15 protein-coding genes are annotated in these 16,214 nt (G+C 52.5%); 14 read left to right on the forward strand and 1 reads right to left on the reverse strand.

All coding sequences use genetic code 11. The features are described from left to right. The first annotated feature begins 3 nt into the window (after positions 1 to 3). The 14 genes from gspM (at position 4) to ACFODX_RS09025 (ending at position 14,764) form a co-directional block, all read left to right on the forward strand. The gene (gspM, locus tag ACFODX_RS08960; protein ID WP_378118236.1) at positions 4 to 480 is read left to right on the forward strand and encodes a type II secretion system protein GspM; all 477 of its coding nucleotides are present in this window, start codon (positions 4 to 6) and stop codon (positions 478 to 480) included. Between the two features lie 45 nt (positions 481 to 525). After that, positions 526 to 1,320 carry a type II secretion system protein N gene (locus ACFODX_RS08965; RefSeq protein WP_378118238.1) on the forward strand — a complete coding sequence of 265 codons (795 nt, stop codon included), beginning with the start codon at positions 526 to 528 and terminating at the stop codon, positions 1,318 to 1,320. A 14-nt stretch (positions 1,321 to 1,334) separates the two neighbouring features. After that, positions 1,335 to 2,312 (forward strand): FAD:protein FMN transferase, encoded by a 978-nt coding sequence (locus ACFODX_RS08970; RefSeq protein ID WP_378118240.1) that lies wholly within the window; start codon positions 1,335 to 1,337, stop codon positions 2,310 to 2,312. A gap of 336 nt (positions 2,313 to 2,648) precedes the next feature. After that, positions 2,649 to 3,200: an AraC family transcriptional regulator gene (locus ACFODX_RS08975; protein WP_378118242.1), complete on the forward strand. Its 552-nt coding sequence runs from the start codon at positions 2,649 to 2,651 to the stop codon at positions 3,198 to 3,200. Beyond that, positions 3,200 to 5,137, forward strand: a complete 1,938-nt coding sequence (locus tag ACFODX_RS08980; RefSeq protein ID WP_378118244.1) for a hypothetical protein — start codon at positions 3,200 to 3,202, stop codon at positions 5,135 to 5,137. Before ACFODX_RS08975 ends, ACFODX_RS08980 begins: the two co-directional genes overlap by 1 nt. Further along, positions 5,134 to 7,998: a tetratricopeptide repeat protein gene (locus tag ACFODX_RS08985; protein WP_378118246.1), complete on the forward strand. Its 2,865-nt coding sequence runs from the start codon at positions 5,134 to 5,136 to the stop codon at positions 7,996 to 7,998. Before ACFODX_RS08980 ends, ACFODX_RS08985 begins: the two co-directional genes overlap by 4 nt. Further along, a complete protein-coding gene (locus ACFODX_RS08990) occupies positions 7,985 to 8,719 on the forward strand; it encodes a tetratricopeptide repeat protein (RefSeq protein WP_378118248.1) in 735 nt (244 codons plus the stop codon). The genes ACFODX_RS08985 and ACFODX_RS08990 overlap by 14 nt, the downstream gene beginning before the upstream one ends. After that, complete coding sequence (locus ACFODX_RS08995; RefSeq protein ID WP_378118250.1) at positions 8,712 to 9,089, forward strand: hypothetical protein; 378 nt, start codon at positions 8,712 to 8,714, stop codon at positions 9,087 to 9,089. The genes ACFODX_RS08990 and ACFODX_RS08995 overlap by 8 nt, the downstream gene beginning before the upstream one ends. A gap of 39 nt (positions 9,090 to 9,128) precedes the next feature. Further along, complete coding sequence (locus tag ACFODX_RS09000) at positions 9,129 to 9,812, forward strand: MotA/TolQ/ExbB proton channel family protein (RefSeq protein ID WP_378118253.1); 684 nt, start codon at positions 9,129 to 9,131, stop codon at positions 9,810 to 9,812. Between the two features lie 59 nt (positions 9,813 to 9,871). Then, complete coding sequence (locus ACFODX_RS09005) at positions 9,872 to 10,414, forward strand: ExbD/TolR family protein (protein WP_378118255.1); 543 nt, start codon at positions 9,872 to 9,874, stop codon at positions 10,412 to 10,414. Next, on the forward strand, positions 10,411 to 10,929 hold the full coding sequence (locus ACFODX_RS09010) for an ExbD/TolR family protein (RefSeq protein WP_378118257.1): 519 nt from the start codon (positions 10,411 to 10,413) through the stop codon (positions 10,927 to 10,929). Before ACFODX_RS09005 ends, ACFODX_RS09010 begins: the two co-directional genes overlap by 4 nt. 1 nt (position 10,930) lies before the next feature. Then, entirely contained in the window at positions 10,931 to 11,902 is a 972-nt protein-coding gene (locus ACFODX_RS09015) for a TonB family protein (RefSeq protein WP_378118259.1), read from the forward strand. 438 nt (positions 11,903 to 12,340) lie between these two features. Then, positions 12,341 to 13,492, forward strand: a complete 1,152-nt coding sequence (locus ACFODX_RS09020; RefSeq protein WP_378118261.1) for an AGE family epimerase/isomerase — start codon at positions 12,341 to 12,343, stop codon at positions 13,490 to 13,492. 270 nt (positions 13,493 to 13,762) lie between these two features. Further along, positions 13,763 to 14,764 carry a right-handed parallel beta-helix repeat-containing protein gene (locus tag ACFODX_RS09025; RefSeq protein ID WP_378118263.1) on the forward strand — a complete coding sequence of 334 codons (1,002 nt, stop codon included), beginning with the start codon at positions 13,763 to 13,765 and terminating at the stop codon, positions 14,762 to 14,764. 143 nt (positions 14,765 to 14,907) lie between these two features. Here ACFODX_RS09025 and ACFODX_RS09030 read toward each other — a convergent pair whose 3' ends face one another. Continuing rightward, on the reverse strand, positions 14,908 to 15,909 hold the full coding sequence (locus ACFODX_RS09030; RefSeq protein WP_378118265.1) for a LacI family DNA-binding transcriptional regulator: 1,002 nt from the start codon (positions 15,907 to 15,909) through the stop codon (positions 14,908 to 14,910). Positions 15,910 to 16,214 lie beyond the last annotated feature (305 nt).

Here is a 16,214-nt window from a genome sequence, read left to right on the forward strand (position 1 = left end):
ACAATGAACCAGCTATTTACCCTGCTTAATAAATATAACCGTCGCGAGCAACTGATGATTTTGGTGTGCGCGTTGGCCGTCGCTCTGTACTTGCTGTGGTTAGTGGTGCTAGTGCCAATCCAGAATAAACGCGATCAGTTACTAGCGGCCAATACCGCCTCAACCCAGGCGCTCGGCAAGGTGCAAATTATGGCGGCGCAAATCCAGCAAATGCGCAGTGAGGGTGCCAATACCAATGCCGGCAATATTAGCGGGGTGATTGATTCTTCCCTGCGCGCCAACGGTCTCAGCATGAGTGGCTTCCAGCCGGGTGCCAACGGTGAAGTGCGGGTGCGATTGGAGCGCGCTGCCTACGAACCGCTCATGCAGTGGCTCTACGAAATGGAGTTCAAGCAGGGTATTAGTGTGAGTGATTTATCCATAGCTGCCACGAATGATGTGGGGCAGGTCACTGTCAACCTGCGGTTGCAAAAGCGCTAACCGCCAATCCTCACCGATATTTATTCTCTTCAGCTAGCGATCACTATGACCCCAATAATCAACTCACTGTCTGCGCACAAAAAATTGTGGATTCCTCTCGGTTTGGCGCTTTTTTTAGTGTTTGCTATAGCGCGAATTCCCGCTTCCTGGGGCGGTTATTTATTGACTCGCGGCTCAGGTTTGGCGCTGAGTGGCATAACCGGCACCCTCTGGGATGGTCGCGCCAGTCTGGCAAGCCTGCGCACCCCAACACGCGAGTACTCACTCGGCCAGTTAAGCTGGCAGTTAAAGCCATTTTCACTGCTCACCCTTTCGCCCTGCGCCCAGCTAACCACCCGCTTGCCCCAGCAGCAGTTTGAAGGGGAGGTTTGCGCCGGCAGCGGTGGTCGCTTGCAAGTGCACAGTGCCGATATTTTGGTGCCTTCCGCGCTCTTGCAAACTTATTTGCCCGTTCCTATTCAGGGCCAGTTTTCATCCCATATCGACCATTTGCAATTGCGTGGCAATGTACTCGAATCCCTTCAGGGCAAGCTGACCTGGAATGGTGCCAGGGTAAATACCGGCACAAACTGGCTGGATATTGGCAGCTACGCCGCCGAACTTGCCGACAACGGCAATAATGGTATCAAGGCGCAGTTGTTTCAGCTGGCGGGGCCAATCGATGTCAACCTGACCCTGGAGTTTATGGCGCCCAGCGGTGGCAAGGTGACTGGCGAACTGGCCGGGCCCAAAGCCTTTTTCCAGTCGGCTAACGCCATGGATCTGCTCGCCATGTTTGCGCAGGAGGATAGGGTGGATGAACAGGGCAAAACGCATTACCGCGTAGATATGAACCTGTAAATCGGCCAATACAGATGCGCCTCATACTGATGCTATTGTTGCTCGCTTTTACCGCCGCCGCCCAAGCCAATTGGCACAGTAAAACCTGGGATGCCATGGGCACCCGTCTCAGCCTGACCTTTTGGCTTGAGGATGAGGCAGCCGCCGCCAGGGCGCTTGCCGAGGTCATGGCAGAAATGGAGCGCATCGACCAGCAGTTCAGCCCCTATATCGACACCAGTGAATTGTCCCGCGTCAACCGCCAAGCGGTACATGCGACTGCAGAAAAACCACTGGCGATCTCACCTGAACTTAGCCGCTTGATCGATAAATCGCTGTATTACAGCGGGCTTACCCAGGGGGCGTTTGATATCACCTTTGCCTCTTTGGCGCGCTATTACGATTATCGCAACAAGCTATCTCCCAGCGAAGCCCAGCGCGAGGCGCTGCTACCCGCGATTAACTATCGTTTGATTCACCTGGACAAAAACCGGCACACAGTCTGGTTTGCACATCCGCAGCTGTATATAGATTTGGGTGGCATTGCCAAGGGTTACGCGGTTGACCAAGGGGTAGCGATTTTGCATCGCTACGGTATAACCCATGCCAGTTTCAGCGCGGGTGGCGACAGCCGGGTGGTGGGCGACAAGCGCGGTCGCCCCTGGTTGGTGGGTATTAAAAATCCGCGCGCTGATGCTGTGGCCATCAGCCTGCCGTTGGAAAATGTTGCCGTGTCTACCTCCGGCGATTACGAGCGCTACTTTATTGCCGACACTGGCGAGCGAGTGCATCACATCATCAATCCGGGCACTGGCAAGCCCAGTAAGGGCATTAATAGTGTGACCATCATTGGGCCTGTTGGGTTTGATACCGATCCGCTCTCTACCAGCGTGTTTGTAATGGGCCCAGAGCGCGGCCTGGCGTTGATCAATCAGCTGCCGGGTTTTGATGCGGTGATCATCACCAGTCAGGGCAAAGTGCTTTACAGTCAGGGTTTGACCGACCCCCGCTAGCGGTGCGATGGTTGATTGACCCTTGTATGGATAGAGCATCGCTGAAGCCGCGCCTCGCCGATTGCGCGCAAATTGTTAATTGACGACATAAAACGTAAGTTGGCGCTCTCCTCTGGTTGAACAAAAAGTGCCCGCCGCACAAAATCCCGGCTTCCACAAAACCAAACGCTATTATTTTTCTCATATCTATGCGTATTGGTTCGCATAATAAAAGTGACGCAAGTTGCTAATTAGGCGGTTTTTATCGCGGCGTGCTAATTGGTCTACAAAATGCTTTGGGCTTTCCGATTGCCGCCCAAGTTAGTGAGCGATCTATTCATTCAGTGGAGACAAACCATGTTTCACTTCTTGCGCCGGCAGCTTTCTCTGGCAGCACCTCTTTCATTGCGCAACTTGTTGGCGACGGTGTTGGTCACCTGGCAACTACTGGGCCCTGCGGCCTGGGCGCAAACAGCGGGCCAGGTGGAATCGCTCAAAGAGTCGGTGCTCACCCTCAACCGCGATTTGCTGATTTTGGAGGAGGAATTGTTATACCCCGCCAGTACACAAATCGCGGTCTATGTCTCCATGGATCTGGGGCAGTATTTTGCGCTTGATGCCATCAAACTGGAGATCAACAACCAGTTGGTTGCGAGCGAGCTGTATACCGATAAACAAACGAAAGCGCTGTTCCGTGGCGGCGTGCAGCGCTTGTATATTGGCAATTTAAAGAGCGGCGAACACGAAATCAGCGCCTTTTTTACCGGCCGTGGCCCGCAGCAAGACTATAAACGCGGCGCCAAAATTACCCTCACCAAAAATCAGGAGCCGGTGGTGCTGGAGTTGAAAATTGTCGATTCCACGGCACAGATGCAGCCTGAGTTCACCATCAAACAATGGCAGATGTAATGCCGCGTATCGCCTCCTGCCTCAGATATTGTCTCTGGCCCTCCTTGTTGCTGGCGGGTTGGGCGCAGGCCGATGAGCCGCTGAAAACAGCGGTGGCTGACTTGCGCTACGGCGTGGCGCTCTACCACTACTATCAGCAGGATTATGTCAGCGCGATTGCCGAATTAATGGTGGCGGACAGCCGCGATGGCATTCAGGGGCACAGTGATAACCCGGAGTTGATTGCCGGCGGTATCAGCCTCGCCTTTGGCATGCAAAACCATGCCGAATCGGTGTTTAACCAGATTCTCCAGGATGAGCGCCGGCCCCAGTCAGTGCGCGATGCCGCCTGGTTTTACTTGGGCAAACTGCATTACACCCGCGGTGATTGGGCCGCCGCCAATCAGGCGTTCAATCGCGTCAGTGCCGGGTTTTCGCCGGGGCTGCGCGCCCAATTGCAGGCGCTGCAAATCAATATCCTGATCCGCAACGAGAACTTCAGCCAGCTGACGCCCAAACAAATCGAGCAACAGGAATTGGGCAGTTGGAGTCCTTACAGCCTCTTCAATTTGGGGGCAGCCCACGCCCGTCTCGGCAAATTTGATCAGGCACAGCCTTTTTTTAACGCTCTGGCCGATATGGATGAAACCGGTGATATACGCCGCCGCAAAATCCACTGGGCCATGCAAGACAAGGCCTATACCGCCCTAGGTTATGCCTACCTTGCAGAAAAGAAATACGCTGCGGCCATTCGCGAATTCACCAAGGTGCGGCTGGAGGGGAGCTACGCCAATCAAGCCCTGCTGGGCTACGGCTGGGCCGCTGTCGCCCAAGAGGAATACACCAAAGCCCTGCAGCCCTGGCAGTTGTTGCGCAGCCGCAGTTTGATGTACCCCGCCGTACAGGAATCGCTGTTGGCGCTGCCCTATGCCTATGAAAAATTAAACGCCCAGGGCGAAGCGGTAGCCGCCTATGAACAGGCGGAGGAGTTACTGGCGCGCGAAATCCAGTTGATTCGCGATATGCGTGCCACCCTTACCGAAGGTGAGTTATTAACCCTGATTGACAGCAAGCCTTTGCCAGCCAAAGAGGCGCAAGCCGCGCTGCAAACGACCGGCGATGGGGTGACCGCAGTGATCACGGATGATGGCCAGAACTGGCTCAAGTTAGACAGCACCAGCATCATCAAAACCCGCTCTGCCTACCTCAGCGAATTGTTTGCCCAAAGCCGTTTCCAGACCGCGGTATTGGAGCTGCGCGATTTACTGCGCCTGCAGCGACTCCTGCAAGCCTGGCAGCCAAAGTTGCAGGCTTACCGCGATTTACTGCAGGAAAAACAAGCCCTGCGCGGCCGCCAGGAGCGCCAGTTGGCACAGTCGGCATTCGCGGCGCAGACACGGGCGCTGCAAGCGCGTCGCGATGAGTTTGCCGCGCGCCTGGAACAAATCACTGCCGCTGACGATTATCTCGCCCTCGCCGATGAAGAAACGCGTGAGCTGCAGGCGCGGGTTACTCGGGCCGGTGAAACCATTGCGCGCATGCAAGCGGCAGGTCAGGCGACGGATGAACTGGCGCAGCGCCATAAAATGTTTGCGGGGATTTTGATCTGGCGCGCCGCACAGCACTACCCCATTGCCCTGGCCGCGCAGCAGCGCGAATTGGCGCAGATCGACAGCACCTTGGCCGCTGCGCAAAAAACACTGGCCAATATCGATGAAATTACTGCTACCAGTTTGGATATCCAACCGCTGTTAGCGCGCCTGCTGGCATTGCAAACAGAAACGGCCGGCCGCCTGCAGGCCACAGACGAACTTATTGCTGCGCAAACCCGCTTGTTGCGCGAACAGGTGGATCAACAATTGGCGAGCCATGAATTGCGCTTGAAAAATTATTTGTCGCAAGCGCATTTGGCGGTTGCTCGTTTGTATGACGCAGAGTTGCGGAGGCAACCGGAATGAAGCGCCTGATTCTGGTTCTCGCAATTGCCGCCGCCCAGCTGCAAGGCTGTAGTTATGTTGGCTTGGGCGATGATGGCCGCGGCAAAACCCTGGCTGATTTACCCGAGGCGACGTTGCCCGATGCCAAAGCCAAGGTGGCGGTGGTGGATATGGCGCGTATTGAGCAGAGTTACCAGCGCGCCTTAGCCGTCGCGGAAGACCCCAAATTGCGCCAGCAAATTCTGGTGCGCCTCGCCGACCTGGAAATGACCCGCAGTGAAAAAGCGCAGCTGGATGCGACGGACATGCGCCGTTTTTACGACAAGCCAGTGGCCATGTATCGCGAATTGCTGCAATCCCAAGCGGAGGGCACTGCGCCTGCAAACGGTATTGCGGCCGATCAACTGCGTTACAAACTGGCCAAGGCCCTGTCGCTGGATGGTCGCAACGACGAGGCCGCACAGGTATTGGATCAGTTAGCGGAGACTGCACCCGATTCGGGGTTTATTGCGGAAACCCAATTCCGGCGCGCGGAAAAATCTTTTGCCGATGGCGACTATGCAGCGGCCGAGCGCAATTACGCGGCAGTGGTCAATGGCAGCAATCCGGAATTAAAACAAAATGCGCTCTACATGCGCGGCTGGTCGCAATTTAAACGTGGCGATTACGATTTAGCGCTGTTGTCATTTGCGCAGGTGCTGGATCAGCTATTGGGCAATGCGGCAAACCCCGAGGAGGTGGATGCGGTTCTGGGCGATATAGGCCCATCAAAAGCCAATTTGGTAAAAGACACCTTGCGCGTAATGGGCTTGTCGCTGTCTTATTTGGATGGGGCAAAATCCATCGTCAATTTGCAAACCGAATTGGGTGGCCGCCGCGCTTACGAATACATGTTGTACCAGCAGTTGGGGCAGTTGTATCTGGAGCAGAAGCGCTATACCGACAGCGCCGAAACCTATCAGCATTTTGTGCAGCACAATCCCGATTCTGATTTTGCCCCGAGTTTTAGCATCAAAGTGATTGATGTGTATCAGGAGGGAAATTTTCCCAGTTTGATACTGCCGGCAAAACAGGATTTTGTTGAACGCTATGGCATCAGCAGTTTTTATTGGACCAGTCGCAAAGGTGTGATTGGCAATAATTCCCTCGCTTATTTGCACCAATCCTTGCAGGAATTGGCGCAATACGAACACGCACAGGCGCAGTCACTCAAAGCAAAAAATAATTCCGAAGCTATGCGTGCCTTTGCGCGCGCGGCAAAATGGTATCGCGAATTTGTGCAAACTTTTGCCAAAGATGCGCAGGTGGCAGAAATGACTTTTTTGCTGGCCGAGTGTTTGAACGAAGCGGGCGATTTGCCCGCGGCCATGGACGCTTACGAACAAGTGGCCTATGGCTATATGGATAAATTGCGCGGCGCTGATGCCGGTTACGCGGCCATTTTGCTGCCGCAGCAATTAATCCAATCGGCGCGCAGTTTGCCCGATAATCGCCAGGACGAATGGCAGCGCCGTAAAATCCAAAATGCGCTGAATTTTGCCGATGTCTACAAAACCGATCCGCGTGCGGTGGTGGTATTGGCAGAAGCGGCAAATGATTTGCTGCAACAAAATAATTATGAAGAGGCAAAAACAATTGCCGAGCGCGTGATCCAATGGCAACCCGCCGCCGAGGGTTCCCTGCTATTTTCCAGTTGGCTGATTTTGGGGCACAGTCGTTTTGAAACCAAAGAGTATGCCGCTGCCGAGCAAGCCTATATGCAAGTGCTGAACTTGCTACCGGCCTTTGGTAAAAAACCGGGCGCACCCAGTGTGCAACAAGTGCAAGAGCGCATCGCGGCCAGTATTTATCAGCAAGCCGAAGCGAGTCTAACTTTTGGCGATAAAGATACCGCTATCGCCCAGTTAATGCGCATCACTCAAGTGACACCCAATACCGAGATAGCTGCCAAAGCACAGTACGATGCCGGCGTTTATTTAATTGAGCAGGAGAAGTGGGCCCAGGCTGAAAATGTATATTTGGGTTTTCGCAAAAAATATCCCGCTAACGCGTTAACCGCGACCCTGCCCGCCAAAATGGTGTTGATTTACCAAAACCAAAATAAATGGCAACAAGCCGCAGATGAATTGGTGGTGATGGAGCGCACCAGTAGCGACCCGGATGTAAAACGCCAGTCGCTGTACATGGGCGCCGAACTCTATGAAAAATCCGGCAAGCGCGCCCAGGCGATTGAACAGTATCGCCGCTACGCGACGGAATATCCGCGCCCCCTGGCCAACAACCTTGAAGCGCAATTTAAATTAACCGAATTGTATAAAGCCTCGGGCGAGCGCGATAAACGTCTCTACTGGCTGCAAAATATTATTAACACGCACCAGCGCGCTGGCGCCGCTAAAACGGATCGCTCTACTTATCTGGCAGCGAGCGCTCAAGCGGAATTGGCACAGCCCGCCTACGATGAATTTACTCGCATCCCACTGACGCTGCCGTTAAAAAATAGTTTGCAGCGCAAACGTGCTGCATTGGAAAAAGCACTTAAAGCGCAAGAGCAAATATTGAGTTACGGAGTGGCTGAATTTACCACTGAGGCGAGTTTTAAAATTGGCGAGATTTACGCGCAACTCAGTCGCGATTTAATGGCCTCGCAGCGCCCCAAAGAATTGGATGAACTGGCGCTGGAGCAGTATGAAATTTTGCTGGAGGAGCAAGCCTATCCCTTTGAAGAAAAGGCGATTGAAATCCATCAGGCCAATATTCAGCGCAGTTGGAAAGGCACTTACGATGCGGGGGTAAAACGCAGTTTTGACGCACTCGCCAAACTTTTGCCGGCGCGCTACAACAAACCGGAAACGCGTGTGGAGGTGAGCAATGACATTCACTAAGCGCGCAACATGGGTCTGGTTAATAGCGGCGCTCAGTGTATTGTCCGCCTGCTCCAGCAACGCGCCAAAAAAAGCGACGGGTAAAAAAACTCCCGCAGCAGAAGCAACTCTGGCCGCACCGGGGGCGAGTATTTTGCCGGCCGGCCCGGCAACGCCTAACCCTTATCTGCAAAATAGGCCGGCGGTCAGCCGTGAACTCAACCAACAGTTTGCCGATGCCACGCGCGCTATGCGCAATAAACAATGGGGGCAGGCAGAAAATTTGTTGCAGCAAATTATTCAGGCCGATCCCAAATTGTCGGGTGCGCATTTGAATTTGGGTTTGGTTTATCGCGCTCAACAGGAAAATAAACGTGCAGAGCAAGCGTTTAACAATGCGCTCAACGCCAATCATACAAATTTGGATGCCTACAACCAGCTCGCCATTTTGCAGCGCGAGGCAGGTAATTTTGCGGCGGCAGAAAACAATTACAAAAAAGCCCTGAGTGTTTGGCCCTATCATCCCGACAGCCACAAAAATATTGCGATTCTCTACGATTTGTATTTAGGCAAAAGCGCCGAGGCCTTGCCGCATTTTGAAGCCTATTTGGCGCTGACGGGCGGCGAGGATAAACAGGCAAAAAGTTGGATTGCTGATTTGCAGCGCCGCTTGGGAATTGCCGCCAAGCCCAAAGCAACAGAGGCAGCGCCAGCGGCTGCTGAGGGGGATTCGAATGAATAAATTATGGTGTTTGATAGCGCTGTGCGCTTCGCTTGCCAGCGTTGCACAAGAGGATGAAGTGCAAAACCAAACCGTTCAAAACGAAGCTCCGTCGGCAACAGAAATAACAGGCGGTGCAACAGAAACAAAAAAAAGTGCAGCGCCGAATCAGCCTGCGCGCGGCGAAGCCAATATCAATTTGCGCACGACTGTGACCGGCAATCAGGAGCAGCCGCGGGTTATGTATATTTTGCCCTGGCAATCCCCGCTCAGCCCTGAGCTGGATATGGAAATGTTGGGCAGTGAAGCCGATGCTGTTTTCGGTCATGTAGAGCGCGATGAATTAACCCGCCAGCTGGAAGCAGCGGGCGAGTTGGATACGACAGATTAATTTTTTTAAACATTCTCTTTGGGTGAGGTTGATAGCGTTATGGATACTTTGATTCGTTTTTTTCAGGATGGCGGCGCATTTATGTACCCCATTGCCATTGTATTGGCGGCGGGTTTGGCAATTGCTATTGAGCGCTGGATTGTATTGTCCACCGCCAAGTCGGCCAATCGTCAGGCATTTGAGCGCATTCTGCCCATGCTGCAGAAAAAGGATTACAACGGGGTAGTGAATTTGGGTAAATCCAGCAGCGCACCTATCGCACGGATTATTGCATCGGGCATTGCGCGTATGGCGCAATCCCCACGCCGCGATGACATTGAATTGGCGATGGAAGAGGGGGTGATGGAAGCTATGCCGCGCCTGGAAAAGCGCACACCTTATTTGGCGACTCTCGCCAATATCGCCACCCTGCTTGGGTTGCTCGGCACTATTATCGGCCTGATTCAGGCGTTTACTGCCGTGGCCAGCGCTGACCCGGCGGAAAAAGCCGCGCTCTTGTCATCATCAATTGCGGTGGCGATGAACACTACCGCGTTTGGTTTGGTCGCGGCGATTCCGCTGCTGTTAATTCACTCCATGATTCAAAGTAAAACCACCGAAATTATCGACAGCCTGGAAATGGCCGGCGTGAAATGTTTAAACATCATTGCCCAGAGTAGCGAAGTGGTTGTTCGCAACCGCGCGCCGGAAGCTGCTGCCAAACCGCAGTCAAGCGCTCAATAAAACAGCTGCCCGTTGCAGTTATTACGCAATTTGCAGTGGTCGTTATTGGGGAACTTTTTATGCGTATAAAACGCCGTTACAAAGAAGATCCGGATCTCGATATCACCTCCTTTATGAACTTGATGATCATATTGGTGCCGGTGTTATTGATGAGCATGGTGTTGGCACGCACCACCGTGCTGGATCTCAAATTGCCTGATATGGCGGATTCAAGCACACCGCCTACCGAGGAGCCGCCACAGCAGTTGGAGTTGATTATCCGCGCCGATAAATTTGAAGTGAATTATCCGGCGGGCATCAAATTAAAGTGGGTTGAAAAAACCGCTGATGGCCAATACGACTTTGCGCTGCTGGCAACTGTGTTGCAGGAAACCAAACGTTTATTGGAAGACAAAGGCATACAGAAAAAAGATATTTATATTCTTTCGGAAAAAGACACCGACTACCAAACGCTGGTTACCACTATGGATACCGCGCGCTCCTTTAAGGCCGTGGTTGCGGCGAGTGTTGTCGATGCAGAATTGTTTCCCGAAATTTCGCTGGGCGATGCCCCCGCGCCCGGTGCTTCAACCGGCGCTGTGCAAAACGGAGGTGCGCAATGAAACAATCGCTGCGCGCCAAGCGCATGGCTAAACACCATCGCCGTTTAAAACAAGGCTCCAAATTAAATCTGGTTTCACTCATGGATATTTTTACCATTTTGGTATTTTTCCTGTTGGTGAATTCGGGTGATGTAGAAGTACTGCAAACGGATAAAAGCATTAAATTGCCCGCATCAGTGTCGGATCAGGTGCCGGAAAATAATTTGCTGGTATTGGTTACCGCAACCCAGGTAGTTGTCGCTGGGCAAGCGGTAGGTTCCGTGCAGGAATTGCTCGCGGCGCAAGGCGATCAATTTGAGCCATTGGCCAAAGAGTTGAAATATCACGCACAAAAAGCGGGCCCGCTTGCCGAAAAAGATCAGCTCACCGGGCGCCCGGTAACGGTTATGGCCGATCAGAAGGTGCCCTACCAATTGCTGAAAAAAATCATGGCAACCTGTGCGGCGGCTGAGTATCGCGATATCTCATTGGCGGTGACCAAAAAAGAATTGCCTGCACAGAACGGGGAGGGGTGAGATGACCGGCACCCTGTTAAATACCCAGTTGCCCTGGAGCGCGTCCGCGCAAGACGATCAGCGGTTTACCAAAATTTTGTCTGCCAGTTTGGTGGTGTTGCTGCTGCTGAGTATTGGCGTCACCCTCATCAAGGTTCCTGAAATCAGCCGTGCGGAAAAAGAAAAACTGCCGCCACAGTTGGCGCGAGTTGTTTTGGAAAAGAAAGAGTTGCCGCCCCCTAAACCGGTAGAACCGCCCAAGGTGGAGGAAAAAAAGCCTGAACCAAAACCGGAGGAGAAAAAACCAGAGCCAGTAGTAAAACCGCCGGAGCCGGTGAAAAAACCGGTGGTGGCGCCCCCCAAGGAAAAGCTGGAAAAAGCCCGCGAGCAGGCCGCCAACTCGGGGGTTATGCAGTTTAAAGACGACCTGGCCGAAATGCGCGACATGATGCAGACCTCGGCAGTGGAAACGGCGGCGACTACCGTCACCAATAGCACTGGCGAAGCCGCGCAGGTGGATCGCGCTATGATTACCAGTGGCGCCAAAACCGCAAGTGGTGGCATCAATACCGCCGCACTAAGCCGCGACACTGGCGGTGTGGCGCTTTCGGGCCGTGAAACCACCAAGGTAAAAAGTGGTTTGGCTGAGGCGGGGAATAAGTCCGCCCAAGCCGCTCCCGGCAACAGCGATGGTGCCGGTGGCTCAGCGCGCAGCGAGGAAGAAATCCGCAAGATTATGGAGCAGCACAAAGGTGCCATCTATTCCATCTACAACCGCGCCTTGCGGCAGAATGCGGCGCTGGAAGGCAAGATGGTAGTAAAAATAGTGATCGACCCCAGCGGGAAAATTGTCGAGGCGTCATTGGTGTCGAGCGAATTGGGCGATAGCGATTTGGAAGCGAAAATCCTGCAGCGCATTCGTTTAATCAGCTTCCCGGCCTCCAGGGTGGCGCGCACTACCATCAATCAAACCTTTGATTTTTTACCGCAATAGTTCGTCTTTAGTTAGCGACTTACCCCGGCTTGCCGGGGTTTTTCTTTTTACGGCCAGCTACTGGTAGTCGCGGTTGTTGATGTGATTATTAAAATGATTGAAACCGGTTACATTTTTATTCATAATGCACCCCGCTAAGGCCCGTTTATTCATGTTTTTTATCGGTAACCGATTAAGCTGGTAAGCATTTTTGCTTGCTCCTTGGGTAAAGTTGCCGGTAACTGTGAGTGATTAATGGTTAAGCCGTAGCCCGCTGTTGTGTTTTTTTACCCCGGTTCTCCGGGGTTTTTTCTTTATCAGCGGTTAGCTTTTTTATCGGTGTTCCTGGTGCTTTGTCTGGTTGTTGTTAAAAGTGCCGCGTAAAATTCATCATCAATCCGCCATAATCCCCAAGGTTCATAACTCACTGCAACCGCACTGGCGGTAAATGGAACATTTATGTCACAAGCATTGCATGCGGCGGCCAGTCGCCTTGAAAACTGGATCAAACAGGACGCCCTGCCACTCTGGTTAGCGCGCGGGTTAGTGCCTGAAACCGGCGCTAATTATGAGCGCCTGACCCCGGCCGGTGTGCCGGATCTGGAGTCCAGTACCCGCGTTCGGGTACAGGCTCGCCAAGCCTTCTTTTTTGCCGCTGCCTACCAGCGCGGTTGGTGTCCCGAGGGTAAGTCGGTCGCCAAAAAGTTGCTGGCATTTGTACAGCAACATGCTGCCCACCCCACTGCAGCTGCGGGTTATACCCATCTGCTCGACAAAAACTTCAGGGTGGTGGACACCAAACAAGACCTCTACGACCACGCGTTTTTCCTGCTTGCCAATGCCTGGTGTTATCGCGCGTTTAAGGAGGATGCCTACCTGCAGGAAGCGGATAAATTAATCGCGCATTTGGATGCCGCTTTTGGCTCTGCAGTCGGCGGTTGGATTGAAGGTGATTACGCCTACGCCTGTCGCCGGCAAAACCCCCACATGCATTTATTTGAGGCTTTCCTCGCGCTGTTTGATGCTACCGGCGATGCAAAATACCTGGCGCGGGTAGGTGAATTATTTGCGCTATTCCAAAGCCACTTTTTTGATGCGGAAAAAGGTGTGCTGTTTGAATTTTTTGATGACCATTGGACGCGTCTGCCCAATGCCAAAGGCGATACGGTTGAGCCGGGCCACATGATGGAGTGGGTCTGGCTATTGGACTGGTATCACCGCCGCAGCGGCCGCCCGGTAGCTCAATACACCAGCACACTCTACGCGCGCGGTTTGGAAATCGGTATGGATAAATCCGGCTTGTTATTTGATGCGGTGAGTTACACCGGTGAAGTGATTGATCGCAATAAACGCTGCTGGGGCATCACTGAATTAATTAAAGCCAGCCTGGTGCAAATTCGCGCTGGCAATCCGCAGGCCGAAGCTATTGCCATTAAAGGCGTGGATGATCTGTTCACATATTACCTGTGCGCCGCAACGCCCGGCTCCTACGTAGACCAACGCGGCGCGCAGGATGAAATAGTGGTTGATGTTGCACCGGCAAGCACGCTTTATCACTTGATTGTCGCTGCTATGGAATTGCTGGATCACTTTGAATTAATCAAAACCTAATTTTATTCATGTGTAGTGCCGCTAAAAAAACGGACAGCGAGGTTATCGCTGCCCGTTTTTTTGCACAAATATTGGGCGCGGAAAATAAATATAACCCGCAGTGGTTATACGAAACTTAATGGTTATAACAAGAGATTAGATTTTTTTTTGCTATAGGCGCATTTTTCATTAATGAGCTGCACTTTGGGTCTAGGCTGAATTAAAGGGCGGTAGGGTCGTGCGATAAGCGGATCCTGCAATAAGAAAGTCCTGCAATAAGAGAGACCTGCTATGAAAAGTCATCGCCTCACTTCCGGATTAGCCATCGCGTTAACCATTTTGTTCACTTTGAGCGCAGTACCTGCACTTGCGGTGGAAGTGAAAGAAAAAACCTGTGACGCCATCCAAAAAGCGATTTATCAATTGCCGCCAGAAGGTGGTGAGGTGAGCCTGTTACCCGGCACATACAGCTGCAGCGCTCCCATCATTATGGATCGGCATAACGTAACCCTGCGCGGTACCGGGCCTGCAACTTTATTGCGGCTTGCCGATAAAGCTAACGCACCGGTGATTATTATGGGTATGGCCGAGGGCATTCCCAGTCGCACCACCCGCTATATAAAAGTGCGTGATTTGATGATTGACGGCAACCGCGCCAACCAGCTCTCGGAATGTATGGGTGGGCCTTGCAGCATGGAATTTCCATTGCGCAATAACGGCATTAGCATTCGCCGCTGTGAGGACTGTGCGGTGCAATCGGTCACAGTGTTTGGCGCTATGTCCGGTGGCTTGGTCACTGAATTGGGCTGCCGCCGGTTAAATATCCGCGACTACACGTCATTTGATAATGAATTTGATGGCCTCGCCGGTTATGAAACCGAGGACAGCACGTTTACCGGCATTCATTTGTACGGTAACAAAGCGGCCGGTATTTCCACCGACATTAAATTTAATAACAACAAATTTTACGATGTGACCATCAGCAACAACGGCACAGTAGGAATTTTTATGCGCGATTCGTTGGATAACGCATTTACCAATATGCATATTCGCGACAATATCCAACACGGTGTTTTTCTTGCGCAAGTCAATACCGATGCCGCTACAGGCGCGACAGGAAATACCTTTACTTCCGTTGTTATTTCACAGTCCGGCGGTGTGGGTTTCTTGGCCAACGATGCCAGCTGCGTTAACAACATGCTGGTGGGCGCACAGTTTGTAAATAACCGCCACGGCTGTATTGGCGAGGCAGCATCGGGACTGGTGGAAAATATAGGTGCTATTTGTCGCTAAGCGTTATTCAAGGCGCTTGCTATTAAGCAATTAAACGGTGTTCGGAAAATAAAAAACGCGTTGCGGGAATTCCGTAACGCGTTTTTTATTTTTGCTGATTTTTTTTCGGTGATTTGTTTTTAGCGATTATTTAGCGCAGGGTTTTATTTTTTACTCGGCGCAGGCCCGGTGCTTTTGCGAATAATAAATTCTGTGGGCAGTACACATTCGCGTTGGCTGAGGGGTTCGCCCTCTATCACTTTTAGCAGCATATCCATTGCCATTTTGCCCATTTCTTCGGCGGGTTGGGAAATGGTGGTGAGGCTTGGGTCTGAGTATTTGGCGTAGGCGATATCGTCAAAGCCGGTGACCGACATATCTTCCGGAATGCGAATGCCCTGGTTTTTTAAAGTCTGCATGGCACCTATCGCCATTTCGTCGTTCATGGAGAAAATCGCGGTGGGGCGCACTTTCATATTGCAGAACTGGAAGGCGGCATTCAGGCCAGACCACATGGTGAAGTCGCCCTCGGCAATTAAATCTTTTTCAAAGGGAATACCGGCTTCGGCCAGCGCTTCTTTGTAACCCTCCAGGCGGTCGATGGCGTGTGGGTTGTCCTTCAGGCCGGAGATGACACCAATGCGCTTGTGACCCAGTGAAATCAAATAATTCACCATGGTTTTGGCGGCGGCGCGGTTGTCGATACGAATTGCCGGGCCGGTGGTGTATTCGCAGCCGCAGGCGTTGACGCAGGGAATATCGGGCGGAATGTTGTTCTGGCTTTTTTCCGAGCTGGGGCGCAGCTGCACTATGCCGTCGGCCAGGCGGGTTTCCACGCGGCGAATGTATTCCATTTCACGCTCGGGGGTGCCGCGGGTATCGCCCAGCAGCACGGCGTAGCCTTTTTGCTGGGCGCGGTCTTCCAGGGCGCGAATAAACAGCGAATAAAAGGGGTTGGCTATATCGGGCACCAATACCACCACCGCGTAGGCGCGCGCCGAGCGAAAGTTGCGCGCCAGCATATTGGGGCGATAGCCCACTTGGGCGATGGCTTTATGCACCTTGTCCAGACTGTCATCGGATACTTTTTCAGGGTTGCTCAGGGCGCGTGAAACAGTGGCAACGGAAACGCCAGCCAAGCGGGCGACATCGCGAATATTGGACATAGAAAACGACCTTAAAGAGCCGGAAATGGGCGGATGGCGGTAGATGCATCCAGAAAATGACTTATTTGACTGAAAATTTACTACAGCTCCTCACAAGAGACTAGAAAAATAAAATGTAAACGGTTACATTAGCTTGTCGCCAGGGTGCTTATAGTCTTATGTGCTATTTGTTTCCTGCCGATGCATCCTGGGGGCGGTGATGCCCGGTCGCCGCCTTCGGGTTATGCCGTTTTGTATAAATACAAACAGTAAAAACAAGCAGTAAATACAAATAGTCATCCACATAATAAATCCGGATTTTGTTA

Source organism: Cellvibrio fontiphilus (assembly GCF_042646205.1).
GTDB lineage: Bacteria > Pseudomonadota > Gammaproteobacteria > Pseudomonadales > Cellvibrionaceae > Cellvibrio > Cellvibrio fontiphilus_A.